The sequence below is a fragment of the Chlorobaculum parvum NCIB 8327 genome, assembly GCF_000020505.1.
Taxonomy (GTDB): Bacteria; Bacteroidota; Chlorobiia; order Chlorobiales; family Chlorobiaceae; genus Chlorobaculum; species Chlorobaculum parvum_A.
On record NC_011027.1, the window covers coordinates 638595 to 652834 of the forward strand.

Genomic DNA, 14240 nt, shown 5'->3' on the forward strand with positions numbered 1-14240 from the left:
CGTTCGGCGAGGAGTTTTTTTATTCATCGCTTTTCATGAAATCGATATGACCACAGCAAACGATAGACCAGAGGAGGCCTCGAAGCTTTCGACCGAAGAGCTGCTTGAACGGATCGTGGCGCTCAAGAAAGAGTTGAACGCCGTCATTCTGGCCCACTACTATACCGTCCCGGAAGTTCAGCAGGCGGCGGATATCGTCGGTGACAGCCTCGCTCTGGCGCGGGCGGCAGAGGATAACTCCGCTGATGTTATCGTGTTCGCGGGCGTCTATTTCATGGCCGAGACGGCCAAGATTCTCAATCCCGGCAAGCTGGTGCTCATGCCCGACGACCACGCGGGCTGCCCGCTCGCCGACAGTTGCCCCGAAGCGGAGTTCCGCGCGTTCCGGGAGCAGCATCCCGACGCCATCGCGATCACCTATATCAACTCCACTGCGGCGATCAAAGCGCTCTCGGACATCACCTGCACCTCCTCGAACGCCGCGCACATCGTCGAGCAGATTCCGCCGGAGCAGAAGATCATCTTTGGCCCCGACCGCAACCTCGGCACCTGGCTCAGCAAAAAGCTCGATCGCGACATGATTCTCTGGCAGGGCTACTGCTACGTGCACGACGCCTACTCCGAGGTCTACATGATCCAGGCGATGGCCAAATATCCGGACGCCGAGCTGATCGCCCATCCCGAGTGCCGCGACGAGGTGCTTCGCCATGCCTCTTTCGTCGGCTCGACGGCCGCGTTACTCGACTACACGGTCAAGAGCCCATCGCAGAGCTTTATCGTAGCTACCGAGCCGGGCATCCTCTACGAAATGGAGAAGCGCTCGCCTGGCAAGACCTTCATTCCGGCGCCAAAAGATCCGGCCAATCCGCGCAGCGTCTGCACGCAGATGAAGCAGAACACGCTCGAAAAGCTCTACCTCTGCATGGTCAACCGCTCACCTGAAATCACGGTCGACGAGAATCTTCGCGAAGCGGCGCTCAAGCCGATCAAGAAGATGCTCGAAATGTCCGCCTGACCTTCCGCCGGGCCGCCGCTGGTCCTCAGATGCGCGGCCCGGCAATATTTCCGCGAATCCCTCCTCCATCGTTGCCGACTCCACATTCCTCTGTGTACCTTCTTTCATTGCACAACATTTCAGAAGGAGTCATCATGCGTTCGCTCGCCATTCGCATCGCAGCCGTCACGGTATTGCTTTGTTGCCAGCCCTTCCATTCCGAAGCCCTTGCCTGGCATGACAAAACCCACCTGACCATAGCCGAAGCCGCCGGGCTCGATATCTGGTACAATGCCGTTGCAGCTGACGTGGCCAAATCGAAAGAGCCGTTCCGGGCGATTGAGGTTCCGAACCACTACTTTAGCAACAAGGCCAATAAAAAAGTTACGGCGGAGATGGTCATGGCGCAGGCTGCTCGTTACAACCAACCGGATGACAAAGAGGGGCATCTCTATGGTGCAATCATCGGTTCGGTCAGAGAGTACTTCGCGCTGGCCCGAACCGGCAAATACGCCCGCTATCCGCTGGCCTACTCCGCCCACTACATCGCTGACCTCTCCATGCCGCTGCACAATGTTCCCTACGACGCGTTCAACAAAGCGCACCACACGATCAACGACGGTATCATTGAACGCAGTGTGCGTAATAACATCGGTTACATCCAGCGCAAAATGAAGCCGCCGGTTATCAACAGCGAAGAGGATCTGGCGCGTGAAATCGCTGTTGTCGCCGAATCGTCCCGGAAACTCGGCAACAGGATGAGACGTCAGAAGCGGGATATGACCGAAGAGGAGGCCTACAGTCAGGTAATCAAAAGCGCCGCGTTGTTGCACGCCGTGCTGGCCTGGACCGAGCGGGTCAATGCGGAGCAGGAGATGGCTGTCGCAGGGGAATAGCGTGAGCGGAAATGTTTCAAGCAGGATTATAGCTTTATGAGCAAAACAGTCCTTATCACAGGCGCGTCGGGGTTTATCGGTTCGCATCTGGTAAAGCGTTGCCTGAAGGACGGGTATCGCGTCAAGGCGCTGGTGCGGAAGGGAAACTCCTGCATCGAGCCGTTGCGCACTTCCGGCGTCGAGGTGGTGACGGGCGATGTGCGCGATGCCGACGCGGTCGATACTGCCGTGCAAGGTTGTGATCTTGTGCTGCACGCAGCGGCGCTGACTTCCGACTGGGGGCCGATGCAGGATTTCATCGACATCAACGTCGGCGGCACGCGCAACGTGTGCGAGTCGTCGCTACGGCACGGGGTTGGGCGGCTGGTGCACATCAGCTCGTTCGAGTGCTTCGACCACCACCTGCTCGGCCGTATCGATGAAGAGACGCCCTGCATGCCGCGAAGGCAATCCTATCCCGATACAAAAATCGGTGGAAGCAACGAGGTTTGGGCGGCGATGAAGCGTGGACTTTCAGCGAGCATTCTCTACCCTGTCTGGGTTTACGGGCCCGGAGATCGCACCCTTTTCCCTTTGCTGGCCGACAGCATACGCAAACGGCAGATGTTCTACTGGTCTCGGAATTCGCCGATCAGTCTGGTTTATATCGATAACCTTGTCGAGCTGATCCTGCTTGCCGCCACTCGTCCCGAGGCCGATGGGGAGGCGTTCATGGCCTGCGACGGCGAACCGATTACCTTCGAGGAGGTGTGCCAGCGTGTCGCCAAGGCGATTGGCTCGCCGTCGCCGTCGTTGTATCTGCCGTTCGGCCTGGTGCGGAATCTTGCCTGGATGATGGAAACGGCCTACCGGATATTCGGAAGCGAAACGCGCCCGCTGCTGACCCGGCAGGCAGTCGATGTGCTCGCCTCGCGCGCGCTGGCCGATGTGTCGAAATCCCGCAAAATGCTTGGCTGGCAAAGTCTCGTGCCACAGGACGAGGGCATTCGCCGCACGCTCGACTGGCTGGTGACGGTCGATCCGTCACTGTGGAAGATGAAATAGAGCATCCGGAGTGCCGGTAAGCGGCTTTGTTTCATCCGAAAAAAAATTCCATTTCCCCGTCGCCCGCAAACCGTTTTGCTCTGGGCATTGCACGGGTTTACCCCCGTTAACCTGTGCGTCCAGGAGCCGGAAAATCGTGTCCAGGCGTTGCCAGCATTCCAAAAAATCGTTACCATTGAAGAGTTCTTTTGACGTTCCGGTGCCGGATGTTTTTCATCCGGGTAAAAGGGAAGTGCGTGAGAATCGCACACTGTACCCGCAACTGTAAGATGGTATGCCGTAAGGCGATATGGGCGCTCTGCCCGGTCGACTCTTGCGGTTTGTGCTTGTCCACTGCGCCGACCTCTGATTGCCACGGGGAGAGCTTGGGAAGGATGATGCACTGACAAGCGTTGTGCGAGCGACGCGGCCGTCGGAGTCAGGAAACCTGCCGGGATGAAAGGCGCCGATCGGCTTCGGGAAGAGAGCCTGGCGAACCTGTCAATGATCGTGTCCTTTTTTTCCGTGATCTTTTTGCACTCGATTGCCTGGTCTGTTTCCTCTGTTCGGCAAGGTGATTATATTGCAAACTATCTGCTTGTTGTCTGGCACTTCTACGCCCCGAGCCTGTGCCGGATAAGGGTAAATCACGGAATCTGAAGGATTTACCTAACATCAACCCATTATCGATTCTGGAGACCTTTCATGAAAATCGCCCGCCTGTTCACCTCCCCAGGTGAAAATGTCTATGATCGTTTCGACTACACCCTGAGAACTTCGGTGCTTCGCAACCCGGACGGTTCGAAGGTCTTCGAGATGAACGATGTCGAAGTGCCGGTTTCGTGGTCGCAGGTTGCCGCCGACATTCTTGCGCAGAAGTATTTCCGGAAAACCGGCGTTCCTCAGCGTGATGGCGAGGGAAACCTCATGATCGGCGAGGATGGCCGTCCGGTGACCGGCAGTGAGAACTCCATCAAGCAGGTGGCGCATCGTCTGGTCGGCTGCTGGCAGGATTGGGGCAAGAAGCACAACTATTTTGACTCCGACGAGGATGCACAGGCATTTTACGACGAGGTAGTCTACATGCTGCTGGCGCAGATGGCTGCGCCGAACTCGCCGCAGTGGTTCAACACCGGCCTCCAGTTCGCTTACGGCATCAACGGCCCGGCGCAGGGGCACTTCTACGTCGATCCGGAGACGGGCGAAACCCGCGAGTCGGAAGATGCCTACAGCCGCCCGCAGGCGCACGCCTGTTTCATCCAGTCGGTCAAGGACGATCTGGTCAACGAGGGTGGCATTTTCGACCTGGCCGTGCGCGAGGCTCGCGTCTTCAAGTTCGGCAGTGGCTCGGGCACCAACTACTCCAACCTTCGCGGCTCGGGCGAAAAGCTCAGCGGCGGCGGCAGTTCGTCGGGTTTGATGAGCTTCCTGAAAATTTTCGATTCGGCGGCAGGCGCTATCAAATCGGGCGGCACCACGCGGCGGGCGGCCAAGATGGTTATCATCGACATCGATCATCCGGATGTTGAAAAGTTCATCGAGTGGAAGGCCAAGGAGGAGGACAAGGTGGCCTCGATGGTGGCCGGTTCCAAAATCTGTTCGCGCTTCCTGAAAGCGATCGTGGACGAGGCGCTCAAGGGCGGCACCGACCGTCAGGAGAACGAGATGCTCAACACGCTCATCAAGAACGCCCTGCATCGTGGCGTGCCGATGAGCTACATTCTGCGCGTGCTGGCGCTGGTCGAGCAGGGTTACACGACCCTCGATTTCGAAGAGTACGACACGCATTACGAGTCCGAGGCCTACCAGACCGTCGGCGGCCAGAACTCCAACAACAGCGTCCGCGTGACCAACGAGTTCATGAAGGCAGTGCAGAACGACGAAATGTGGGTGCTTCGCGAGCGCACCACCGGCAAGGATGCCCGTGCCGTGCGCGCCAAAGACCTGTGGGAAAAGATCGTGATGAGCGCCTGGAAGTGCGCCGACCCCGGCTTGCAGTTCGACTCGACCATCAACGAGTGGCACACCTGCCCGGTGAGCGGCCGCATCAACGCGAGCAACCCCTGCTCGGAGTACATGTTCCTCGACGACACCGCCTGCAACCTCGCCAGCCTCAACCTTGCGCACTTCCTCGACGAGGAGTCGGGCAAGATCAAGATCACCGAGCTCCAGCACGCTTCAGCGCTCTGGACGGTGGTGCTTGAAATTTCAGTGCTGATGGCCCACTTCCCGTCCGAAGACATCGCCCGCCTGAGCTACGAGTTCCGCACGCTCGGCCTCGGCTTCGCGAACCTCGGCCGCATCCTGATGGTGCTCGGCATTCCGTACGACTCGCCACGCGCGCTGGCCATCGCTGGCGGCATCGCAGCGCTCATGACCGGCCAGGCTTACGTCACCTCCGCCGATTTGGCGAAGGACCACGGCGCGTTCGCCCGCTACCGCGAGAACAGCAACGAAATGTTGCGCGTCATCCGCAACCACCGCCGCGCAGCGCACAACAGTGCTGAGGAGGAGTACGAAGGGCTGGTGGTCAAACCGCGCGGCATCGACTCCGAATACTGCCCGAAAGAGCTGTTTACGGCGGCTGGAAAGGTGTGGGACGAAGCGCTCAAACGTGGTAAGAAGTACGGTTTCCGCAACGCGCAGGTAAGCGTCATCGCACCGACCGGCACCATTGGCCTCGTCATGGATTGCGATACCACGGGCATCGAGCCGGAGTTCGCCATCGTCAAGTTCAAGAAGCTTGCGGGCGGCGGCTACTTCAAGATCGTCAACCAGTCGGTGCACAAGGCGCTTGCCCGCCTCGGCTACTCGGATACGCAGATCGAGGAGATCGAGAAGTACTGCAAAGGCCACGGCACCCTGCGCGGCTGCCCCGGCATCAACCAGCAGTGGCTCAAGAGCCGCGGCTTTACCGACGAAAAGATCGAGGCGGTCGAGAAGCAGCTCGAAAGCGTCTTCGACATCCGTTTCGCCTTCAACAAATGGATTATCGGCGACGAGTTCTGCCACTCCCTCGGCTTCACCGAAGAGCAGCTCAACGACCCCGGCTTCGACATGCTGAGCGAACTCGGCGCGAGCGATGAGGACATCGAGGCGGCCAACGATTACGTCTGCGGCACCATGATGATCGAGGGCGCGCCGCACCTGAAAGCGGAGCACCTGCCGGTGTTCGACTGCGCCAGCACCTGCGGACGAAAGGGCGAGCGCTACATCAACCACATGGCGCACGTGCACATGATGAGTGCCGTGCAGCCCTTCATCTCCGGCGCGATCTCCAAGACGGTCAACATGCCCGCCAGCGCTACCACCGCTGAAATCGGCGACGTGTACGAAGCCGCATGGCAGTCGATGGTCAAGGCGATCACCATCTACCGCGACGGCTCCAAGCTTTCGCAGCCGCTCAACATCTCCTCCATTGCCGACCTCGACGAGGTGGTCATGCTCGGCACCGAGGAGGAGCTGGACGAGACCAAAGGCCCGAAGGAGGTGCAGGAGCGCATCGTCGAGCGGGTTTATCACCGCTCCGAGCGCCGGATGCTGCCGAAGCGCCGCAAGGGGTACATCCGCGAGGCGTACGTCGGTGGCCACAAGGTGTTCCTCAGAACCGGCGAGTACGAAGATGGCTCGCTGGGCGAGGTGTTCATCGACATGTACAAGGAGGGCGCGTCGTTCAAGGGCTTGCTCAACTGCTTCGCCGTGCTCGCCTCCAAGGCGCTCCAGTACGGAATGCCGCTCGAAGAGCTGGTGGACAGCTTCACCTTTACCCGCTTCGAGCCTGCGGGCGCGGTGCAGGGACACAACGCCATCAAGAACTCGACCTCGATTCTCGACTACGTTTTCCGCTCCATCGGCTACGACTACCTCGGACGCAAGGATTTTGTGCACGTGAAGGCGGTCGATGAGGTGCCGGAGGTGACGACGAATGGCAATGGTAATGGAAACGGCAAGGCGCACAAAGCCAAAGACTCAGAGGCGGAACTTGCTGTTCACACAGCCAAAGCTCACGCAGATGACAACAGCGTTTTGAGAAGCCAGGCCGCCCAGGCCAAAGTGCAAGGCTACACCGGCGAGCAGTGCGAAAATTGTGGATCGGTACGAGTAAAGCAGAACGGCACATGCAAGGTGTGCGAGGATTGCGGAATGACGACTGGTTGTTCGTGAGATTGGATTGATTGACTCTGAAAGCGCCGGGTGCCAGCCCGGCGCTTTTTTGGGGGGATTTGATTGTTGGATATACGTTTCGAGTACAAGGGCATCCCTGCGTTGTGCTTAAATTGGTTATAATAGTTTGAGTGAGATCAGTTTATTGCATGATTTCATCAGTCCTACTGATGTTTAATGAAATATGTGTGAAACGTATAATGCGAGAAATGTTTTAACTTATAAATATTATGAAAATGAACATGGATAAATATAATAGAGAGGTCAGCTTGCTATGTCCTACGTGTGGCTGTACGGATTTTTCTTATCGAGAAGGTGTGGAGGAAAGTATTGAGATGATGATGTGTGCTTCATGTAATAGAATATTTACAAAGGATGAACTAATCAGGGAAAATGGCGAGAATATTGATGAGCATTTGTCTGAGATAAAGAAAGAACTTACTGAGGATATTGTTGATGAATTCAGTAGGTCTTTAAAAAAAGCATTTAGTGGTAGTAAATATATAAGGATTAAATAATGGCGTTCTCTGCAGATGTTGGCGATGTAATTGCTGGATTAGCATTGCTTTTGTCTGGTTATGCTACTTGGCAAAGTATAATGTTTAATAAGAAACAAAAATCTCTTTTAGAAAGTCAGGAGAAGCTTAATCAGCGTCTTCTTGAAAAAGAGGATGCTGATTCGGCTGCTGAGAGAAAAGCTGACCTGGGCGCTACTATTATTAAAATTGGTAGTAATAACTATCGCTTAAAAATATGGAATAAGGGTAAGGCTACAGCGAAAAATGTCTTGATAGACTTTCCGGAAGGTAATGATTGTTTTATGGAGTCTGATATTATTAGGAAGTTTCCATTGGAAAGGCTTGATACTTACCAGTCAGTAGAAATTATGGCGGCTGTTAGTATGGATACAAAAGGTAAGCATATGATAAGGCTTCGTTGGGATGATGATTTTAAAGGTATGAATGAGAAAATTGTATATCCAACGTTATAAATAACGCCCAATTACTATGGGTGATGGTTCCGTTGCTGAAAATTCTACCGTTGAGCCTTCGGCTCAATGTGCCAAGCTGGAGCATGGTGTTCCCAAGAAAACTCACAATCTATCGCTGAACGACAGATTCCTGGTTTTGTTCTTTCTGCAGGAGTTTTTCGTAGAGAGATTCGGGAGCGATATCCGCTCCGTTTCGGCTTCAGCTCAATATGCCATTCCGACCTGTCTGGATTTCCCCGTCAAAGAATTTTCCGCCCATCACATCTTCTCAATCTCCGCTAGCAAATCCGGATGCCGGTCGATGAGTTTCAGCAACTTGAGCAGTGGTGCGGGAGGTTTGGTTTCTCCACGCTCGTAACGTGAAAACGCGACCTTGCCGACGCCGAACGATATGGCGAGTTGCGCCTGTGTCAGTTTCAGTTTTCTGCGGATTCGCCGGATGTCTGCTGCCGGGTCGCCTTTGATTGCTCGTACCAGCCCCTCCTGAGCCTCTGTGTAGCGCCGGTAACTCTCTTCATCCCAAATCCCTTCGCCACACTCCGGGCAGAACTGGCCGTGCATATCATGCAGCGTCATCGATTTACCGCCATACGTGAGCGTTTCCTCCAAAACCTTGTCGATCATACCGCTGTGACCGCATGAGGGACATTTCTTCGTATTCATAATCACCTTTGTTTCAATTTCATTTGGCCTTGAACTGGATCACCGGCGGGCGGTCATCGTCAAAGCCGGTTATTTTGATATAAACCGGAACTCCATCGGGTGTCATTCCGTGATATACATCCTGCCAAAGCTGATGGTCTCGATGAGTTGTCATCGACTTGTAAAAGTCGACTCTCCGGAGCGCAAGCACAACTTCTCGCATAACGGGCTCCGTCAATCCCAATGCCAAACCACCTCTCAACGCCGTCATCGTAAATGGCCGTGAATTTCTGTCAGCGACTATTCCTTGAACCTTCTCAAGTTGATAATGAGGTTTTCTTTTCTCCATGAACCAGGGGTTTGTTCTTGGAGATACTGTAATCAATTTGATAAAAATATCCAAATTGATGTAAGGTGAGCTGCGCAGCCGAGCCGAATCGTTTTGAGCTTGCAGGGTACTATTTGTTTCCACTCCCTTGATTCTCACCCCGGATATTCTGAACTTTGAATAAACTACTGAACCGCAGCTCGGCTTTTGTGGCGGAGTTGCCGGTTCCTGCATTTTTGAAGTCTTGATGTTCATGGTGTTCAACACACAACTAGAAAGGGGGGCATGTCCAGATTTTATTTCAATCTTGATTTCTGCCGTGCTGGCCCTCTGTCTTTAGACCGTTCGTGCAGAAGTGGAGACGGAAACCTCTCGATGAAGCCCTCGATTCGTCAGCTTGGTAGCATCGCTTAAAGACACCAATTATTCTACAATGGGAACGAACATGACTCCGATCATTCGGCTAAAAGATGTCATCGAGGGAATACATGCAATCGACGATGAGGTCAGGGGTTTTTTGAATGTTCGGACAGGTCGGGTCGTGATGCTGTCGGTTGACGACCTGGACGCGGCGGCGAATGGCTCCCCTGAGAATGCGATGGCGCAAGAGGTGCTGCGTTCAAGCGATTACCGCGAGTTGCCGGATCAGTTCGAAGTCGATGACTATTCGATCATGCAGCAGTTTTGCGAGACGGTTGACGACGACCCGCTGCGGCGTGGTCTGCTGCGGAGCATGCAGGGGCGGGGCGCGTCGATGCGCATCAGGCATACGGTGCATGAATACGGCGTCGAAGAGGCGTGGTCGGCGTTTCGTAAAGAGGCGTTGCGGCCCATTGCTATCGAGTGGCTTGAAAAGCACGAGCTTGATTCTTACCCCGGATATTCTGAACTTTGAAGAAACCACTGAGCAGCAGCTCGGCTTGTGTGGCGGAGTTGCCGGTTTCTGCTTTTTCGATGTTTTGATGTTCATGGTGTTCAACACACAACCAGAAAGGGGGTTTCGCATGTCCAGATTTATTTCAATCCTGATGTCTGCCGTGCTGGCGCTGTGTTTGCTGACGGTTCGCGCCGAGGCGAAAACCGAGCCGGTTCCGGTCAAGCTTGAGCCGGAGGTTGCTCTTGGTGCTTACATGGGACTGCTCGAAGAGCATCTGGGAGGCATTCTGCGAACCGAAAAGGTCGTTGCCGAGAGCATCGAGGCGATGTCGGGCAGGTGGGACATGGTTTGGCCGCTGCTTGCACGTTTCAGCCAGGATCTGCCGACCGATGCTGCGGTGTGGTACATGATGCCCGACGGTCGTTACTTCTCCACCGCAAAAGGTGGACTGACCGATCAGAATCTCAGTGACCGCGCCTATTTCCCGACACTCAAGGCCGGCAAGGAGGTACTCGGTGAGCTGGTAATCAGCAAATCGATCGGCCAGCGCTCGATCATCGTTGCTACGCCGGTGTTCTCTGCTGAAGGCAAGCTCGTCGCGGCGATTGGCGTTTCGGTCGATGCGGTCAAGCTTGCCGAGCTTGTCGAATCCCGCATGACTCTGCCGGACAACACCTACTTCTATGCGCTCGATGCCAACACCAAAGTCACGTTGCACCGCTATCAGGCGCGGCTGTTCAAAACGGTTTCCGAAGTCGGTAATGACGAAAGCCTCGGCGATGATTTCAAGAAGGTGATGGGCAAGGAGCAGGGGGTTTTCGACTATTCACTCAACGGCAAGAACATGACCTCGATTTTCCGGAAATCTCCGGTTCTCGGCTGGTACTTCTTCATCGCCCAAGAGGCCCAAGAGGCCCAAGAGGTCAAGTAAGATGGACAGAGATCGGGAGTTTATGGCGCTGGCCCTCGAACAGGCGAGGAAAAGCTATGAAGAGGGCGGCGTGCCGGTCGGGGCGGTGATGGTTGAAAATGGCAAGCTCATCGCCGCCGGCCATAACCAGCGCGTGCAGAACGCCGACCCGATTGCGCACGGCGAGATGGACTGCATTCGGAAAGCGGGCCGCCGCGCCCGGTACGACACCGTGACGCTCTACACAACGCTTTCGCCCTGCATGATGTGCGCGGGTGCAATCGTGCAATTCGGCATCGGGCGGGTCGTTGTCGGGGAGGACAGGAACTTCAAGGGCAACGCCGAATTCCTCCGCGAGCATGGCGTCGAAGTCACGCTTCTTGACGACGAAGGGTGCCGTGCCCTGATGGACACCTTCATAGCCGAACGCCCCGATTTGTGGGATGAGGATATTGCCGGTAATGAGTGAAAAACTGATGAGAGCGGCAGGGCATTGCGTCCGCTTCAGAACGCCAAGTGGAGCGTTTTCATGACTTGGTTCAAGAGAAGCTTGCAGGCGTTGGTGCCGGTGGTGATGATCCTGATCGTCATGGCGGTGATGAACGGGTCGGCGAAAGAGGAGCCAGCGCCGAACGCCCTTGCCTTGCACATCGATGAGCAAGCGGTTGAAAACGGTGACATGATTTTTCGCCGTGGCGTGGGATTGGTGAGCGATTTTGTCGTTTCGGTTGACCAAGCATCCCGGTTCTCCCATGTCGGGATTATCTGCAAACAGGACGGGCAGACCTATGTGATCCATATTCTTCCCGATGAAGGGCGTGGTGATGACGATTCCGTGCGAATGGAACCTCTTTCTCTTTTCCTGTCGCCCGCCAATGCTTCCGGTTTTGCCGTATGCCGCTTGTCCGGCAAGCATCGCGCAGTTGCGCAGCGTGCTGCCAGCCAGGCGCTCGCCTTTTGGAAAAAACAGGTATGTTACGACTACGACCTCGATGCCTCCAATGCTCGACGCCTCTATTGCTCGGAACTGGTCTGGCAGGCATACAAAATGGCCGGGATCGACCTTACCGACGGCGTGTTGCAACGGGTGACCATTCCGTTCTATCAGGGGCGATATGTCCTGATTTCGAGGTTGCTGAACAGCCGCTGGCTTGAAACTCTACAACAACAATAAAACAGGGAGGCGAGATGAAGCTGACATCTCTTCGTGCAACGGTGCTGGTTATGATGATGGCGTTACTGGCATCATGCGGTTTGTTCAAACCGGGGCCGTCAAAGGTGGTCAAGAATTTCTATCATGATGTCGAGGCGGGCAAGATTGAAGAGGCGACAAAGCTGTTTTCTGCCCAGGTTCAGCAAACCTTCGGCTCGAAACTTTCCACGGTCATGTCGTCTCAAACCCGGAAAATCGAACAGAAAGGCGGCATCAAATCCATTGACACCAAGGAGAACATCACGGGCGATCTCGCAAAGGTGGAGTACACGGTGACCTATAAAGATGGCTCGACAGAACAGGGTTCGATCGACCTGATCAAGGAGAAGGGGGACTGGAAGATTCAGTTAGGCCCGAACAAGTAGGCGGCGGAACCGGCCTCAATCCAAGGAGGACGAAAACTTTTTTGAGAGCACAGCAGGGCAGGCCGGGGGGCCTGCCTTTTGCATTTCCGGTTCAGCGGAATCTCATTCTCACGACGCCTTCGCTGTCGCTTTGGGGACGGGGCGCCAGCAGGTGCCGGTGGGCGCAGGTTCGATGGTACATTCGACGAGGTTCATGTCGCTGATCATGAGCGTGCGCGAAGGGTGGTGGCGCACAAGCTCGTAATCGTGAGTGCCGATGATGACGCTGATGCCGCTGTCGTTGATCTTCTTCAGGTATTCGAGGATTTCGAGCGAGGTCTCGGGATCGAGGTTCCCGGTGGGTTCATCGGCAATGATAGCGATCGGGTTGCCGACCAGCGCACGTGCGATGGCTACCCGCTGCTGTTCGCCGCCGGAGAGGTTTTCCACCATCTCTTTTGCGGAGTTTTCAAGGCCGACCTCTTTCAGGGCGGTCAGCACCTTCTCCTTGATAAGCGAGTGTTTGGTGCCGGTGACCTTGAGCACAAAGGCAAGGTTGTCGTACACGTTGCGGTCTTCGAGCAGCCTGAAGTCCTGGAATACGATGCCGAGTTTGCGCCGGAGCATGGCGATCTTGCGCCGCCGGACTCCTCTTGAGCTTAGGCCGTTGACGATGACTTCGCCTTTTGACGGCTTGACTTCCATATAGAGCGATTTGAGCAGCGTGGTTTTGCCGCTGCCGCTCCGGCCGACGATATAGACCAGCTCGCCGGGCTGGATGGTGAGATTCAGGTTCCTGAAAATGGGCCTCTTTCCGAGGTCGAGGTCGGTGTTGATGAAGGCGATCATGGGTTACTCTGTAGTTTGCGTTCTGTTCCTTGCGATGGTTGCGGCAAGCCGTGTGGCTTCGAGAAAACTGCGTTCCGACGCGGTGCCCTTGCCCGCTTTGTCGAAGCCGGTGCCGTGGTCAGGCGAAGTGCGGACGATGGGCAGGCCGAGCGTGACGTTGATGCCCGTGTCAAAGGCGAGCACCTTGAAGGGCAGCAAGCCCTGGTCATGGTACATGGCGACGATGAGGTCGTAATCAAGGTAGCGTTTCGCGCCGAAAAATCCGTCCGCCGGAAAGGGGCCTTCGATCTGCATCGACCTCGCCAGCCGCTCGATTGCCGGCTGGATGATGGTCGTCTCTTCGTTGCCCATGACGCCGCCGTCCGAGGCGTGCGGGTTCAGACCGAGCACGGCGATCTTCGGCGATTCGAGCCGGAAGTCGCGCTGCATCGATCCGGCGAGCGTGGTGAAAAAGCCGTCCAGATCCATCGACCGCACCAGCTCCGGCACTTTCGCGAGCGCTTCGTGGATCGTGGCCAGCGCGACCTTGAGGCCGGAGACCGGATCGACGAAGAGCATGATTTGCGACGAGACGCCGAAGAAATCAGCGAGGAAATCGGTGTGGCCGGTGTTGCGATAACCGGCGAGCGCAATCGCCTCCTTGTGCAGCGGCGCGGTGACCAGCGCGTCGCAGACTCCGTCACGACAGAGCGTGGCGGCGGTTTCAAGCGAGCGCATCGCAATCTCCCCGGCGGTTTTCGAGAGTGTACCGGGCTCGACGGTATCCGGCTCGGCAACGCTCAGCACGTGCAGTACGCCCGGTTCAGGCGCGATGGTCGCAATAGCATCTGCCCCGCCGATTTGCCGCAATTCCACCGGCAGGTCGAGCCGGTCGCGATAAAATTCAAGCGCTTTGAACGATCCGGCGACGACGCAGGTGTCCTTTCCCGAAGGCAGTGCGAGCACGCTTTTCAGGATGATTTCAGGGCCGATGCCGTGGATGTCGCCAATTGAAAAAACGATGCGCATT

Annotated in this window: 15 protein-coding genes and 1 riboswitch; of the genes, 11 read left to right on the forward strand and 4 right to left on the reverse strand. The window is 55.9% G+C overall.

Annotated features, from left to right (window positions below; translation table 11 throughout):
• Nucleotides 1-46 precede the first annotated feature (46 nt).
• The 6 genes from nadA (at nt 47) to CPAR_RS03070 (ending at nt 8068) form a co-directional block, all read left to right on the forward strand.
• Nucleotides 47-1015: a quinolinate synthase NadA gene (gene nadA, locus CPAR_RS03040; RefSeq protein ID WP_012501847.1), complete on the forward strand. Its 969-nt coding sequence runs from the start codon at nt 47-49 to the stop codon at nt 1013-1015.
• 134 nt (nt 1016-1149) lie between these two features.
• Nucleotides 1150-1890: a phospholipase C/P1 nuclease family protein gene (locus CPAR_RS03045; RefSeq protein ID WP_012501848.1), complete on the forward strand. Its 741-nt coding sequence runs from the start codon at nt 1150-1152 to the stop codon at nt 1888-1890.
• 36 nt (nt 1891-1926) lie between these two features.
• Nucleotides 1927-2934: an NAD-dependent epimerase/dehydratase family protein gene (locus CPAR_RS03050; RefSeq protein WP_012501849.1), complete on the forward strand. Its 1008-nt coding sequence runs from the start codon at nt 1927-1929 to the stop codon at nt 2932-2934.
• A gap of 180 nt (nt 2935-3114) precedes the next feature.
• A riboswitch (cobalamin riboswitch) is annotated at nt 3115-3383 on the forward strand.
• A 235-nt stretch (nt 3384-3618) separates the two neighbouring features.
• Nucleotides 3619-7077 (forward strand): vitamin B12-dependent ribonucleotide reductase, encoded by a 3459-nt coding sequence (locus CPAR_RS03060; protein WP_012501851.1) that lies wholly within the window; start codon nt 3619-3621, stop codon nt 7075-7077.
• 236 nt (nt 7078-7313) lie between these two features.
• Complete coding sequence (locus tag CPAR_RS03065) at nt 7314-7595, forward strand: ECs_2282 family putative zinc-binding protein (protein WP_012501852.1); 282 nt, start codon at nt 7314-7316, stop codon at nt 7593-7595.
• Complete coding sequence (locus CPAR_RS03070; protein ID WP_012501853.1) at nt 7595-8068, forward strand: hypothetical protein; 474 nt, start codon at nt 7595-7597, stop codon at nt 8066-8068. Before CPAR_RS03065 ends, CPAR_RS03070 begins: the two co-directional genes overlap by 1 nt.
• Nucleotides 8069-8326: 258 nt before the next feature.
• Here CPAR_RS03070 and CPAR_RS03075 read toward each other — a convergent pair whose 3' ends face one another.
• Entirely contained in the window at nt 8327-8731 is a 405-nt protein-coding gene (locus tag CPAR_RS03075) for a type II TA system antitoxin MqsA family protein (RefSeq protein WP_012501854.1), read from the reverse strand.
• A 19-nt stretch (nt 8732-8750) separates the two neighbouring features.
• Nucleotides 8751-9293: a type II toxin-antitoxin system MqsR family toxin gene (locus tag CPAR_RS11235; protein ID WP_232203931.1), complete on the reverse strand. Its 543-nt coding sequence runs from the start codon at nt 9291-9293 to the stop codon at nt 8751-8753.
• Between the two features lie 190 nt (nt 9294-9483).
• Between CPAR_RS11235 and CPAR_RS03085 the strand changes: the two genes are divergently transcribed.
• The 5 genes from CPAR_RS03085 (at nt 9484) to CPAR_RS03105 (ending at nt 12403) form a co-directional block, all read left to right on the forward strand.
• Nucleotides 9484-9933 carry a UPF0158 family protein gene (locus tag CPAR_RS03085; RefSeq protein WP_232203932.1) on the forward strand — a complete coding sequence of 150 codons (450 nt, stop codon included), beginning with the start codon at nt 9484-9486 and terminating at the stop codon, nt 9931-9933.
• A 109-nt stretch (nt 9934-10042) separates the two neighbouring features.
• The gene (locus tag CPAR_RS10950; protein WP_198002630.1) at nt 10043-10846 is read left to right on the forward strand and encodes a cache domain-containing protein; all 804 of its coding nucleotides are present in this window, start codon (nt 10043-10045) and stop codon (nt 10844-10846) included.
• 1 nt (nt 10847) lies between these two features.
• Nucleotides 10848-11294 carry a nucleoside deaminase gene (locus CPAR_RS03095; protein WP_012501858.1) on the forward strand — a complete coding sequence of 149 codons (447 nt, stop codon included), beginning with the start codon at nt 10848-10850 and terminating at the stop codon, nt 11292-11294.
• A 60-nt stretch (nt 11295-11354) separates the two neighbouring features.
• On the forward strand, nt 11355-11999 hold the full coding sequence (locus CPAR_RS03100; RefSeq protein ID WP_012501859.1) for a YiiX/YebB-like N1pC/P60 family cysteine hydrolase: 645 nt from the start codon (nt 11355-11357) through the stop codon (nt 11997-11999).
• Nucleotides 12000-12013: 14 nt separating this feature from the next.
• Entirely contained in the window at nt 12014-12403 is a 390-nt protein-coding gene (locus CPAR_RS03105; protein ID WP_012501860.1) for a DUF4878 domain-containing protein, read from the forward strand.
• Between the two features lie 108 nt (nt 12404-12511).
• Here the strand turns inward: CPAR_RS03105 and CPAR_RS03110 are convergent, their stop codons facing one another.
• Nucleotides 12512-13231, reverse strand: coding sequence for a cell division ATP-binding protein FtsE (locus tag CPAR_RS03110; RefSeq protein ID WP_012501861.1), 720 nt, complete (start codon nt 13229-13231; stop codon nt 12512-12514).
• A gap of 3 nt (nt 13232-13234) precedes the next feature.
• Nucleotides 13235-14239, reverse strand: coding sequence for a 4-hydroxythreonine-4-phosphate dehydrogenase PdxA (pdxA, locus tag CPAR_RS03115; protein ID WP_012501862.1), 1005 nt, complete (start codon nt 14237-14239; stop codon nt 13235-13237).
• Nucleotide 14240 lies beyond the last annotated feature (1 nt).

Bases quoted from the DNA above. Each gene is read 5' to 3' on its own strand.
- nadA (WP_012501847.1), top strand. From the start codon at position 47: ATGACCACAGCAAACGATAGACCAGAGGAGGCCTCGAAGCTTTCGACC.
- CPAR_RS03045 (WP_012501848.1), top strand. From the start codon at position 1,150: ATGCGTTCGCTCGCCATTCGCATCGCAGCCGTCACGGTATTGCTTTGT.
- CPAR_RS03050 (WP_012501849.1), top strand. From the start codon at position 1,927: ATGAGCAAAACAGTCCTTATCACAGGCGCGTCGGGGTTTATCGGTTCG.
- CPAR_RS03060 (WP_012501851.1), top strand. From the start codon at position 3,619: ATGAAAATCGCCCGCCTGTTCACCTCCCCAGGTGAAAATGTCTATGAT.
- CPAR_RS03065 (WP_012501852.1), top strand. From the start codon at position 7,314: ATGAACATGGATAAATATAATAGAGAGGTCAGCTTGCTATGTCCTACG.
- CPAR_RS03070 (WP_012501853.1), top strand. From the start codon at position 7,595: ATGGCGTTCTCTGCAGATGTTGGCGATGTAATTGCTGGATTAGCATTG.
- CPAR_RS03075 (WP_012501854.1), bottom strand. From the start codon at position 8,731: ATGAATACGAAGAAATGTCCCTCATGCGGTCACAGCGGTATGATCGAC.
- CPAR_RS11235 (WP_232203931.1), bottom strand. From the start codon at position 9,293: ATGAACATCAAGACTTCAAAAATGCAGGAACCGGCAACTCCGCCACAA.
- CPAR_RS03085 (WP_232203932.1), top strand. From the start codon at position 9,484: ATGACTCCGATCATTCGGCTAAAAGATGTCATCGAGGGAATACATGCA.
- CPAR_RS10950 (WP_198002630.1), top strand. From the start codon at position 10,043: ATGTCCAGATTTATTTCAATCCTGATGTCTGCCGTGCTGGCGCTGTGT.
- CPAR_RS03095 (WP_012501858.1), top strand. From the start codon at position 10,848: ATGGACAGAGATCGGGAGTTTATGGCGCTGGCCCTCGAACAGGCGAGG.
- CPAR_RS03100 (WP_012501859.1), top strand. From the start codon at position 11,355: ATGACTTGGTTCAAGAGAAGCTTGCAGGCGTTGGTGCCGGTGGTGATG.
- CPAR_RS03105 (WP_012501860.1), top strand. From the start codon at position 12,014: ATGAAGCTGACATCTCTTCGTGCAACGGTGCTGGTTATGATGATGGCG.
- CPAR_RS03110 (WP_012501861.1), bottom strand. From the start codon at position 13,231: ATGATCGCCTTCATCAACACCGACCTCGACCTCGGAAAGAGGCCCATT.
- pdxA (WP_012501862.1), bottom strand. From the start codon at position 14,239: ATGCGCATCGTTTTTTCAATTGGCGACATCCACGGCATCGGCCCTGAA.